The following is a 12744-nucleotide window of genomic DNA, read 5'->3' as shown; positions in this document are numbered from 1 at the left end:
CCAAGGGGCGACGTCCATGGAAGTTGATCTACTACGAGGCCTATCTCCAGGAATCAGATGCTTCAGGGAGAGTCGCGTAAAAGGCTTCGCCTCACGCGATTTGTTTCCTGAAGAGCGGTGGAGGGAGGCGATTTCTCGACAAGCAATTGAGAAACCATTTTGCTCATACACCAAGGCGCGAAGCCACGTGACCGAAGGTTTTACGTGGCCGGTGGTGCTGACGAAGGAGGAAACGGGGCAGATTTTTGAGTGGCTTGATCGGCCCGGCCGTGCGGCGCAAGGTAGCTATGGTCTGCCGGCACGACTCCAGTATGGGGCGGGGCTGAGGCGTTCAGAGCTGGTGCGGCTGCGGATCAAGGATGTCGACTTGAAGCGCGGGACGCTGACGGTGCGCAAGGGAAAGGGCGACAAGGATCGAATGACGGTGCTGCCGAAGAGCTTGCTGGAGGCGGTGGCTGGGCAGGTGGAGGCGGCGCGCAAGATATGGGAGGCGGATCGTGCGGCGGGCCTGGCCGGGGTTCACATTCCCGGGGCGCTGGGAAGGAAGATGAAACGTGCGGCGGAGAGCTTTGAATGGTGTTGGTTGTTTCCGGCACGGCAGACCTCGGTGGATCCGGCATGCGATGTGCGGCGGCGGCATCACATTCATCCGCAGGTTTACAATGATGGGATCAAGCGAGCGGCGGCTGCGGTGGGGATCAACAAATGGGTGACGAGTCATGCGCTGCGGCACTCGTTTGCGACGCATTTGCTGGAGGGCGGGACGGATCTCAGGAGAATTCAGGAGCTGCTGGGTCATCAGGATATCACGACGACGGAGATCTACCTGCACGTGGCGCTGGGAGTGAGTGGTCTGGGGGTGACGAGTCCGTTGGATGGGATCGCGTTCGCGTAAAGGGCTGCGTCGCGTAAAGGGCTTCGCCCCACGCAATCAGCCCCCACGTGCTTGGTTTGTCTGATGGAACAGGAGCACTGGGCGGCGATTGGTTTGCAAGGGAGAGGCGGGCTGCCGGGGTTGCGGCACGGGGGCGTGCCGCCTCCAAGGGCGCGGTAGCGCGGCGTTTCTGACTTCTGACTTCTGACTTCTGACTTCTGACTTCTGACTTTCGACTTCCGACTTTCGACCTCTGACCTTCGACCTCTAATTACCAAGACTGGTCGGGTGGGGTGAACTCTACGGGTGGCTCGACAAGGGCAGGAATGCCCTTGCTCCCTTGCGCGGAAAGCAGGGCTGTCCACGGAGCAGGGCTACTTGGAAAGCCGGTCGAGGCGGATGAGGAGGCAGCCGAAGTCGAGGGTTTGCCGATCGGCGGAGAGCAAACCGGGGGCGATCCGATAGCGGCCATGCTCGTTGTTCACGATGTGGCTGTGATAGAGCACACTGAAATGCTTGGAGATCGCCGATGGGGTGGCGCGGAGCCGCCTGGCAATCTCAACCACGGGGAGCGACTGACCTTTGGCAAGCTCCCGCAAAATGGCCCAACGCACGGGACTACTAATGGCCCGCAGGACCGTGCCAATCGGATACGCCCGCGCGGGTGATGGTGACGAGTCCTGAGCTTCCATGGGCGTGTCGGAGTTGGTGAATCAAGGGGTTCAAGCGGTTGTTCCCCTGAGCACAGGAGTAGGTTCTCTTGCCCGAGGAGTTGGTGCTCTTGGACAAAGAGTAATTTCTCTTGAACAAGGAGTCAAACATCTTGCTTAAAGTCGTGGATCTCTTGAATCGAGAGTGATTATTCTCTACAAAGGAGTATTGCTACATGACTCAGGAGTAATTGGTCTTGGAACAGGACTGAGGCATCTTGCAGGTGCCGTCGGTGACGTCCAACAGGAGCTCAGAGCCCTTGGGGGATGACTGGGGGCGTTGGGGAGACGAGCTTCCCCTTCCCGCTCCGTTCCCGTTCTCGAAACGAATGACCCGTCCTTCAGCTTTGTTGTCTCGAGGACGAGGACGAGAACGAGCACGAAGGACGAGCACGAGGGACGAAGGACGAGCACGAGGGACGAAGGACGAGCACGAAGGACGAGCACGAGGGACGAGGAGGAGGGACGAAGGACGAGGAGGAACCGCTCCACAGAACCCACGGGAGCTCAGCGTAAAATCAACTGGAACTGCGACTCCGGAATCCAGGCCTGACGCTCATCGGACAATTCGATTTGGATCCATCCGTCTCGACGTGCCACCACCTCGACCTCGAGGCCATCGTGAAGCGCTTCGTTGAAGGCCAGCTGATAGCGGAAGGACGGTCCCTTTCGTCCGAAGACTTCGGGAACGACCACTACCCCAAGCCTGCCATCCTGACCCTTGACGATTAGTCCGAGCACTCCAAGACCGAGCCCGATGGCAAGCAGCACGCCAGCCGTGACCCACCAGCCGCGACTGCGGAAACGCACCACGCCAAGGCAGGCCGCCCAGAATCCCAAGGAAACCGGAATCAGCAAGGCCGCGACCCAGCGCATCGGCCACTGCAACCACGGGGATGACTGATGGTCCTCAACTCGATCCACAGCAAGAGCTCGGGTCGCCGTTAGATTTTCCTGAAGCGTTTGATCGAAGGGTCGATAGACCTCGGCCTGTCGATAGGCTGCAATCGCCCGACCGATCTCGCCACTTTGAAACCAGGCATTCCCAGCATTCAACCACGCTTGACCACGGGGGGCATCGGAGCGGGCTGCCGCTTCGAAACTCAAGGCCGACTGGGTGAACAACGACACGGCCTCGTCGGACGCGGGCTGTTCCTCCATTGCCTGATCGAACAGTCGGCTCGCGCGATCCCAATCGGATCCGAATGCCACTCCACTGAAAAAAAGAACAAGCACCAGCGGCATGACCTTACCCGCCACTTTGACGATCCGCTTCGCCACGGGTCCCAATTCGGGAAGTCTCGCCGCTCCGGCTCCGTGTGAAAATTCCGCCGCATCCTTCGATTCCTGACTGCGCATCACCAGTTCGACGTCCTCCTTTGCCAAGCCAAGCTTGGCAAGCCGCCTGGCATCGCCAGAGGTCCACGCCCCTGGTTCGACGCCAAGGATCGTCGCCAGGAAAGCGCGAAAGCTCGTCCACTTCTCAGCAGTGCCTTCGGCTTCCTTCAAGAACGCCCGATAGGCGAGTTGCCGCTTCCGATAGTCTGGATCCATCGCCCATCGACGCCGTTCACGCGCCCAGGGAAGTGCGGCGGCAAACAGCAGCGGACCAGCCGCCAGCAGCAACCAGAAATAGTCGGCCATGAAATTGCCGAGCTTGTTCAGTATCTCATCCATTTTGTTGATCTCCGCATTCTGCCAAATCCCGGTGGGCTGGGCCGAAAGACTCGGCGTCTCACCTCCCAGAGTTTTGGCATCGAAATAATCGCGTCCATCCCTCGGAAGCACGCGCAGCGGAACGGCATCCGTCGTCACGATTTGATACGCGCCTTTCTGCGGATCGAAAATCTCAAACTCCAACGCGGGAAACGCTTCCACTCGCGTCGTCAAAGGTCTCACCCGGGTCCGAAACACCGTGCCCTCGGGATGCCAGGCGCGACCATACTCGGAATCCACCTTGAACCAACTCCGCAAGGCGCGCTGTTTCGTCAGCTCGGGCAGATCCAGAAATCCATGCGGTGCTTCGGATCGCACGAGGATGTCGACTTCGAGCAATTGCCCCACTTCGGTCTCTGTCGGCTTCGCCGAAACCTCGAAGCTGCAGGGAGCAAACAATCCGCTGAACAATTCCAAACGACCTTCCTGCGGCAAGGGTCGTACTTCGATCTCGGTCGGCTCCGACTCCACGAACACCCGCTCATAGGCCTCGCCTTCGCTGATTGCTTCGAAGAGTCCGTTGTTGAAATACGCAGCGTAAGGGGCAAACGCGCCGCCTTCCTTCTTGAGCCGCGCGCACTCGAGCCTCACCACCGGCAGCGTGTAGGTTCCTGCTTCGCTCATCCGGAGATAGATCGGAAACTCGACCACACCAAGCCCCTCCCCCTGATCTTTCTCCGATAGATGACCGATCACCCGCCGGCCTCCAAACGGCAATCCGATCTGTTCTTCTTCCGGCACGGTGCTTCGCGGCACCACCGCTTCGACTGTCGGGTCATTGAAGAATGCGGGATAAGATGACATCGCCCGCAAGCGTTTCGTCGGCACCTGACAGCTCCATCGCACATCGACCCGAAGCGGCTCACCCACCATCACCTGCTTCTTCCCCGGCGTGAGAGTCAGCTCCATTTCCGACGACTTCTGCGGAACACTCACCAGCACGGGCATGGGAGGGCTTTGGTAGCGAGTCGTCTCGGATTCAAAACTCAAGGCCGGTATGGTCACCAACCCTTCGCGCTGTGGCAGCCAGGTCACCACCGCCACCGAACCCTTGCCGTTCTCGGCTGCTCCGACATCGATCGAGATCACCACCACTCCGTCGCCATTCGTGCCGTAGTCCCCGGGTTCCTCGACTGGCTCCGGCAGCACCACCAAGGCACTCGCAGGTGAATCCACAAACCACGAGGCATCGCGAAGCTTCAGCTCCACCTGTTGAATCGGCAGGTCTTTCGCCCCCTCCTCAAGGACGGGCTCCTGCGCCCGCCCGAAGCAAGCCAGCAGGACCATCAGAAATAGTGGGCGCACGAGTTTCATCACCAGTCTTTCTCAACCTTTCCCGCTTGTGACTTCGCCCGCTGCTGCTCGCGGAACTGCATGCTCCCCTGCTCTTCCATCAGCAAATCCTCGACCGAATAATTCGGCACCGGCAGTGGTGCCATCTCACTACCAGCCGCAAGATCGCCTTCCATCGGCATTGATGAGGGAGTGCCCTCCTCACCTTCTCCATACTCGTCCCACTCTCCTTCATCGTCCCATTCACCGTCTTCTCCTTCTCCCGAATCATCAGACTCTCCCCCTTCCAAGATTCCGAGAATCTCCTCAATGCGTCGGAGCGCAATCTGCTGGTATCCCATCGTCTCCGGCCAGGTCTTCCACTCGCCCAACGGAACGACCGCCTGCTTTTGAACAGTCACCACTTCACCCATCAAGCGAATCGGTTCCCGCATCACACTCATCTCAGGAGGCGTTCCTTCCGGCATCGCCGCCATCATCACTTCATCGAGTTTTTCCATCTCACCAAGAATCGAAACACCCTCAGTATTCAACTGCTGTTGGGAACTTGCAAAGCGTCGCCCATCCTTGCTCGCCGTGACCGGAGCCACCGTTGGAGGAGCAGGCCCTTTCTTCGCAGGCCTTGACTTCGGAGCCTTTTCCTGGACTTCGATGAACAAAGCCGACTGCTTCTCGTACAAGACTTTCAAACGCTCAATGATGGCGTCCAAGAGTTCCTCGACCACCTGATCCTCTTGCTCCTTTTTCCTCAGCTCTTCTTCATAGCGAGCGATCAGAGTCGCCGTCGAGTCGAGCCGCATCCCCGCGCGTTCCAGGTCACGGTCCAAGCGCTTCGCTTCGAGAAAATACCGCTGCGCCATGCGGGCCGAGGCAAGCGCTCCGGCCGGCGATTCTTCGGCAGTCTTCTCCGACAAAGCCAAATAACACAAACCCTCGTTAAACTTCACTGCCGCCGCCTGCGCCGGATTGAAGCCATCGAGCTCTCCATAGATCTCAAGCGCCTCTTCGAATCTCCCGTCAAGCTGCAGCCCCCTCGCCTGATCGAAACTCTCCGCCCACAGCGGCTGAACCATGAACGCCATCAGCATCAGCAAAACCCATCTCGAGCTGCCCGCGCGACCAGCCGCGACGAGCATGACCAACGCCAACCCGACAAGCCCGATCCCCGCCTCCTTGTAGACCACAAAACTATCCGCACCCATCGCACCTTCAGCCGGTTTCCCCATCGCATAACTCGCATAAATCCCCCCCAGATCAAAAGCCGCCGTTCCCGGTCCGACATACGACGCCCCGTCGCTCCTGGCGGTCAGTTCGCGCAGGACTTTTTCATTGAGTCGCGTCGAAACAAAGTCGCCTTCGTGTTTGAGATAACTCTTTCCTCCCTCCTCGTTCTCGATCGGGATTCGACTCGCCGAACTCGTATCCCCGAGACCGATCAAGAGCAGGTCGACCCCGCTCTCCTTGAGCAGCTCCGCCACCCGCGCCGCGTCCGGCACATGATCCTCGCCATCGGTGAGCACCACCAGATCCTGCATCCCCTTCCGCTCGTCGGAAAAGACGTTATCAACCGTTTTTTCCACCGCCGAGAGCACCGTCGTCCCGCCGAAATCCACGGCCCGCGGATTGACCTGCTCAAGCATGTAGCGGACGAAGTCGTAGTCGTAAGTCAAAGGGCAGAGAATCGTCGCGCTGCCGGCATAGATCACCAGTCCCACCCGCTCCGATCCGAATCCCGCCAGCGCATCGCGCACGCCCTGCTTCGCTGCCTCCAAACGCGAGGGATGCGCATCCTCGGCGAGCATGCTCCGCGAAACATCGATCGCAAACACCACGTCACGGCCACTCTGCGACACCGCGCGACGCTCAGGCGCATAACCCGGCCGCGAGAGCGCCACGATCAACACCATCGCCGCCGCGATCCGCAGCCAATCGCGCCGCTTCTCTCCCCTCGCCTCATCCGCGCCCAAGCGCGCACGCAGATCACTCCGCTTCCGCCGGGCCCGCGCGAGCGCTCCGGCCAACGGCAGCAGGAGTAGCAGCAGCGCGAGCATCCACGGCCATTGAATCACGAGGAAGTTCATGGCGTCGTTCGCAAAAGGGTTGCCTCCAGCAGCATGCCCGTCAGCAGGGCCAGCAGACCCGCCGCCACCGGCATCCAGAACCATTCCGAAACTTCACTGAAATTGCGCGTCGAGATTTTCGAGCGCTCAAGCTTGTCGATTTCCTCGTAAACCGCCTTCAGCGAATCGTAGTCATGCGCCTTCCTAAATACCCCGCCCGTTTCCTTGCTGATATGCTCCAAGACCTTCTCCGCGGGAGACAACAAGCTGGTCGAAGTCCCCGCCACCGAGTCCTGCGGATCACCGAGACTGATGCAGTAGACTTTCTGCCCCCACTGTTTGGCCAGACCCGCAGCTTCGAGCGGCATGTGCTTGCCCGAATTATTTTCGCCGTCTGTTAGAAGAACGATCACCCGGCTCGTCACCTCGCCCGTGATCAGGCTCTGATCCTCGGCCTGCATCTCATCGAGATGTTTCAGACGCGCCGCCGCCAAAGCCAGCGCATCCCCATAGGCCGTGCCATCCTCGTTCGGGCGATCCTGCACCGTGAGACTCCTCACCAACTGCAGCAAAGCCGGATGACCAAAGGTCAACGGACAACGCGTGTCGGGATAGCGAGCAAAGGTAATCAGCCCGATCAGATCGTCCGCCCGCCCCTGCAGTTTCTCTCCATCGCCCGCGATGAAATCTTCGACCAACTCTTTCGAAACTTCCATCCGGGTCCGCTTGTCGCCATCCGGGAGATCCATGCTCATGTCCATGCTGCTCGAAACATCGACCAGCAGCTGGATCGCGATACCCTCGGTCACCTGCATGCTCTTCGTCGTGCCTGCCTGCGGTCGTGCAAGGGAGGTCACCAACATCGCCACCGTGAGGAACTTCAACGCCCGCAGCACCCACAGGTAGCGCGCGCGTCCCTGATCGACATGATCCCAGAGCTTCAACGAGGGAATCGGCAGACCGCCCTCCAACTTCGGCTTTCGCAGCATCAGGAAGGCCAGCACCGGAATCAACGCCAGCAGCCATGGATGGAGAAAGCTCATCGCCCCACCTCCTTCCGCAAGCGTTCCACCAGGCTGTCGCTAATCGGTCGTCCGCCGTAAACGACTTCCGACAGTTCCTGATGCGACTCGGCCGACCATTTCCTCTCGACCATCAAGCGCTCCAAGCTTCGGCGATCTGGCTTCCCTGCCAGCAAGGCCTCCCACTCGAGACCAATGCGGGAAGCCCCACTCGCCGTCTCTAACACTCCAGTCGTGTTCGACCGACTGATCCACCACCAGCAGCCCAAGGCCAAAAGCACGCCACCAATGATCCAAAGACCGTAGGCGAGATCAGAACCCATCGCCTCCGCTTCAGGAAATTCCAAAGGCTCATCACTGGCATCCTTTGCGGCATAAGGCAGCACCTCGACCCGCAGCGACGGTAGCTTCACCTCTTCAAACTCCTGCTCTTTCTCCAACAAGGCGATTACCCCATCGATCACCAACTCGCCCGACGAATCCGCCTGCAGCAGCCACGTTTCCTGCTGTCGATAAACCCCGTCCTCCAAGCGGACCGGCACCTTTTCCACCGCGACTCGATGCAGGCGCTCATGCCCGGGAACTTTCAGCTCGAAGCGACCGTATGCACTCCGCTCCATCACCACCCGCAGCTCAAACAAATCTCCCGGCTGAACCTGTGCCGGCACGACCTCCGCCGAAATTCCTTCCCGGGCACACAGCCCTCCCGTCAGGCATCCGAGAACCGCTAGAAATGGTCGAAAGCCTCTCATCACTCAGCCGCCCGTTTCATCCGCCAATCTCCGCTGCCGCGAGCGAAAGAACCCGGCCAAGGCCGAGACACAATCCTCGCCGACCCCGACCTCCATCAAACTCACTCCCCGCTCCATCATCTGCTCCTGCAGCGTTTCATGATGCCGATCCTCACTCGCCTTCTTCCGACCCAGGTCCACAAAGCGCACCTCACCCGACTCCGCATCCTCCAATCTCACCAACTCTTCATCCACCGACTCCAAGCCATCGACTTCCAAAAGGTTCACCGCATTCAGATCGTGACGCAGCGCCAAGGAGCTCATTTCCTCAAGGTAATCGCCCGCCAGAAAATCGGAGATCACGAAGGCCACCGAGCGCTTCCGCGCCAGATGACCGAAGCGCGCAAAGACGTCACTGAATGCCGTTTGCCGACCCACCGGCTTGAAGCCGACCAAGGCCTCCATGATCCGCAGTCCGTGCTGACGACCTTTTCCCGGAGGAATCAGCAGCTCGATCTGATCGGTGAAAAGCACCAAGCCCACCCGGTCGCCATTACCGACCGCGGCCATCGTGATCAGCGATCCCAACTCCGCCATGGTCGCCCGCTTGCGACCGCCGGCTCCCTCGAGCATCGATGCCGAAACATCGACCAACAGATAGATGAACTGCTCACGCTCCTCAATGTAGCGCTTGATGTGCGGCGTGCCAGTCCGAGCCGTGACCTTCCAGTCCATCGTCCGCACGTCGTCTCCGGGTTGGTAGGGACGGACATCCTCGAACTCCACCCCCTGCCCACGAAAGACCGAACGATACTCTCCGACCAGCAGATGCTCCACCGGTCGACGGCACTTCAACTCAAGCAGCCGAAGCCGACTTTCCATTTCATCGATCATTCCTCAATCACAGGCACCGTCGAAAGAATCCGCTCAAGAAGGTCATCCGAGGTGATCGACTCCGCCTCGGCTCGATAGGAAATCGCCAGACGGTGTCTCAAAATGTCGTGCGCCACGTCCTTCACATCCTGCGGCACCGTGTAGGTCCGCTTCTGCATGAAGGCCTGACCACGCGCCGCCAGCGAAAGGAAGATCGACGCCCGGGGCGAAGCGCCGAAACGCAGGTAGCGATCAATATCCAAACCGTACTTCCCTGGATGCCGCGTCGCATCCACCAAGCGGACAATGTAGCGCTCCACCTTTTCATCAATAAACACCTTCTCCAGGGTCTCACGCATCACCATCAACTCCGGCAATCCTAGTACTGGCTCCACCAGTGCCGGCTCCGCAGTCTTCGCCATCCGTTGCACGACGGCCAACTCCTCCTCCATTCCCGGATAGCCGACTTTCAATTTGAACATGAAGCGGTCGATCTGCGCCTCCGGCAAAGCATAGGTCCCCTCCTGCTCAATCGGGTTCTGCGTCGCCAGCACGAGAAATGGCTTCGGCAGCGCAAAAGTTTCCTTACCAAGCGTCACCTGCTTCTCCTGCATCGCTTCCAACAAAGCCGACTGCACCTTGGCCGGAGCGCGGTTGATTTCATCCGCCAGCAGCAGATTGGCGAAGACCGGACCTTTCTCCGCCGAAAAGGAATGATCACGCGGATCATAGACCAGCGTCCCCGTCAGATCGCCCGGCAACAAATCCGGCGTGAACTGGATCCGGCTGAACTTCGCATGGATCGCCCGCGCCAATGAACTCGCCGTCAGCGTCTTCGCCACCCCCGGCACTCCTTCCAGCAAGACGTGGCCGTTGCAAAGGATCGCCAACAGCAGACGATCGACTAGTGGTCCCTGCCCGACCACGACCCGGCCGATCACCTCACGAACCTCATCCAGCTTGGCGCTGTGAGCTTCGATCTGTTTCAGGAATAGCTCGGTTTCGGCGGCGGTCATGGGCAAAAAAGAGACGAGAGTTTGAGAACGGGCGACGACAGCCCGCTTTATCACTCTCGCCCATCATCTTTACAAGCCCCGCTCCAGCAGCAAGCCACCATGGAGGGTCGGCGCTCCAGTGATGACCGCCTGCCAGTTTGAAATGAATCGAAAGGAGCTTGAACTTGACGCGTAAAGTCAGGATTCGATCCTTATTTCAAATCCAATCCGCTGACATGACCAAACTCCTCAGTCTAGCCATCTTTCTTCTGGCCCTAAACGCCCCCCTTGTTGCCGCTCCGAAGAAAGGCAAGCCAGCAAACAGCGCCGGCCCGGCGATCAAGGCCCTGCTCATCACCGGGGGGTGCTGCCACGACTACGACACCCAGCGCGAAATCATCCCGGCGGCGATCGATTCCCAATCGAAGTATCCCGTCGAATGGACCATCTTCCACCAGCGCACCGAGGCCGGCGACATGCTGCTTGAATTCTACAAGAACCCGGACTGGGCCAAGGGCTACGACATCGTCGTCCACAACGAGTGCTTCGCCAACGTCGGCGATGTGGACTACATTGCCGGAATCCTCAAGCCTCACCTGGAGGGAACTCCCGCGGTGCTCGTCCATTGCACGATGCATTGCTATCGCAAAGGTCCGATTGCCGAAGACTGGTGGAAGTTCTGCGGCGTTCATTCCCCCGGTCACGGCCCCAAGCATCCCTTCGAAGTCGAGATCACCAACAAGGAACATGAGATCACCAAGGGGATGGAGAACTGGACCACCCCGAATGGCGAACTCTACTATATCAATAAAATCTACCCGACCGCCACGCCGCTCGCCCAGTCGATGTCGGAAGCCAAGAAGAAGATGTTCACCAACATCTGGGTCAATGCCTACGGTCCCAAGAAGACACGGGTGTTCGGCACCACCATCGGCCATCACAACGAGACCATGCTTCAGGAGAACTACATGGACATGATTACCCGGGGATTCCTCTGGGCGGCCGGCAAGCCCGTCGCTGAAAACATCAAGTAGGAGATCAAAGTCGATGACCGTGAGATCGAAGCCCTGCATCGCGTTCCTTTCCCTTGCAATCTCGGCCATGGCCGGCATCTCCGCCTACGCGGAGTCGAAGACCCGACCAAACATCATTTACATCAACGCCGATGATCTCGGTGTCATGGATGTTGGCTTCAACAACCCACGATACCGCACGCCGAACATCGACAAGCTGCGCGCGGAGGGCATGCTCTTCACCAACGCCTATGCCCCGGCTTCCAACTGTGCCCCAAGCCGTGCCTGCGTGTTCAGCGGCCAATACGCCCCCCGCCATGGCGTCTATACCGTCGGCAATTCCGATCGCGGGAAATCCAGGGACCGCAAACTGATTCCGATTCCAAACACGGAACATCTAACCGCCGACAACTTCACCCTGGCGGAAGCACTTCAGCAAGGTGGCTACAAAACCATTCATCTGGGCAAGTGGCACCTCGGCAGGGATCCGCTTTCGCAGGGCTTTGAAGTGAATATCGGCGGGGACAAAGGCGGCAGCCCCACCGGTGGTTACTTCGTCCCGTTCAAGTCCGGCTCGATGAAGCGCTACAACCGGCAGTATCCCAAGGGCACCCACCGTGTGGACATCTTCGCGGATCAGGCGATCAAGTTCATGCGTGCAAACAAGGATCACGCCTTCTTCATGCACATGGCCTACTACTCGGTCCACTCCAGGATCGAGGCGGTCCCGGAATTCATCGACCATTACAAGGGGAAGCCTGTGAATGCCCCCTATGCCTCGATGATTGAAAAGATGGACCAGGGAATCGGACGCATCCTCGATGAACTCGAGAAACTGGGACTGAAAGAAAACACTCTCGTTCTGTTCTGTTCGGACAACGGCGCCCTCCGGAACATCTCCAGCCAGAAACCTTACCGCTCGGGCAAGGGCTCCTATTTCGAGGGAGGCATCCGCGAACCGCTCGTCGTTCGCTGGCCGACCGTCGTTCCCGCCGGTTCCACCTGCGATACCCCGGTGATCGGCACCGACTTCTATCCGACCTTCCTCGCCGCCGCCGGCATCCCCAAGCCGTCCGACAAGATCCTCGACGGCGTCTCCATGCTCCCACTCCTGAAAGAAGAAGGCACAATTCCTGATCGCGCGCTGTTCTGGCACTTCCCCATCTATCTCGAGAAATACGTGAACCAGGACTACGAATCCCACGACTCGCAATTCAGGACCCGCCCCGGATCTGCCCTGCGCATGGGAAAATGGAAACTCCACGAGTACTTCGAAGACGGCCGCATCGAGCTTTACGATCTCGAGGCCGATCTCGGAGAGCGCAACAACCTCGCGCAATCCCATCCAGAGAAAGCCTCCGAACTCCACGCGGTTCTGAATCAGTGGCGTAAGCAACTCGATGCCCCGGTCCCGGCTGAACTCAACCAGAAGTTTGTCGCCGATCCGGCGAAGTAGC

At 59.3% G+C, this 12744-nt stretch carries 10 protein-coding genes; 3 read left to right on the top strand and 7 right to left on the bottom strand.

The window, feature by feature from the left end:
• Positions 1-187: 187 nt before the first annotated feature.
• A complete protein-coding gene (locus WBG04_RS13065; RefSeq protein ID WP_424314878.1) occupies positions 188-895 on the top strand; it encodes a tyrosine-type recombinase/integrase in 708 nt (235 codons plus the stop codon).
• A 353-nt stretch (positions 896-1248) separates the two neighbouring features.
• Here WBG04_RS13065 and WBG04_RS13060 read toward each other — a convergent pair whose 3' ends face one another.
• The 7 genes from WBG04_RS13060 to WBG04_RS13030 form a co-directional block, all read right to left on the bottom strand.
• Positions 1249-1566, bottom strand: a complete 318-nt coding sequence (locus WBG04_RS13060) for an ArsR/SmtB family transcription factor (RefSeq protein ID WP_424314877.1) — start codon at positions 1564-1566, stop codon at positions 1249-1251.
• 525 nt (positions 1567-2091) lie between these two features.
• Positions 2092-4605, bottom strand: coding sequence for a hypothetical protein (locus tag WBG04_RS13055; protein WP_424314876.1), 2514 nt, complete (start codon positions 4603-4605; stop codon positions 2092-2094).
• Positions 4606-4613: 8 nt separating this feature from the next.
• Positions 4614-6674, bottom strand: coding sequence for a vWA domain-containing protein (locus WBG04_RS13050; RefSeq protein ID WP_424314875.1), 2061 nt, complete (start codon positions 6672-6674; stop codon positions 4614-4616).
• Complete coding sequence (locus WBG04_RS13045) at positions 6671-7696, bottom strand: vWA domain-containing protein (protein ID WP_424314874.1); 1026 nt, start codon at positions 7694-7696, stop codon at positions 6671-6673. Before WBG04_RS13045 ends, WBG04_RS13050 begins: the two co-directional genes overlap by 4 nt.
• A complete protein-coding gene (locus WBG04_RS13040; RefSeq protein ID WP_424314873.1) occupies positions 7693-8427 on the bottom strand; it encodes a hypothetical protein in 735 nt (244 codons plus the stop codon). The genes WBG04_RS13045 and WBG04_RS13040 overlap by 4 nt, the downstream gene beginning before the upstream one ends.
• A 3-nt stretch (positions 8428-8430) precedes the next feature.
• Positions 8431-9288, bottom strand: a complete 858-nt coding sequence (locus tag WBG04_RS13035) for a DUF58 domain-containing protein (RefSeq protein WP_424314872.1) — start codon at positions 9286-9288, stop codon at positions 8431-8433.
• An 8-nt stretch (positions 9289-9296) separates the two neighbouring features.
• Positions 9297-10295 carry an AAA family ATPase gene (locus WBG04_RS13030; RefSeq protein ID WP_424314871.1) on the bottom strand — a complete coding sequence of 333 codons (999 nt, stop codon included), beginning with the start codon at positions 10293-10295 and terminating at the stop codon, positions 9297-9299.
• A gap of 215 nt (positions 10296-10510) precedes the next feature.
• Between WBG04_RS13030 and WBG04_RS13025 the strand changes: the two genes are divergently transcribed.
• A complete protein-coding gene (locus WBG04_RS13025) occupies positions 10511-11308 on the top strand; it encodes a ThuA domain-containing protein (protein WP_424314870.1) in 798 nt (265 codons plus the stop codon).
• 19 nt (positions 11309-11327) lie between these two features.
• The gene (locus WBG04_RS13020) at positions 11328-12743 is read left to right on the top strand and encodes a sulfatase (protein ID WP_424314869.1); all 1416 of its coding nucleotides are present in this window, start codon (positions 11328-11330) and stop codon (positions 12741-12743) included.
• Position 12744: the final 1 nt, after the last annotated feature.

The sequence above is a fragment of the Haloferula sp. genome (genome assembly GCF_049672945.1).
In the GTDB taxonomy this organism is placed as follows: Bacteria; Verrucomicrobiota; Verrucomicrobiia; order Verrucomicrobiales; family Akkermansiaceae; genus Haloferula.
This window is presented reverse-complemented; position numbering and strand designations above follow the sequence as displayed.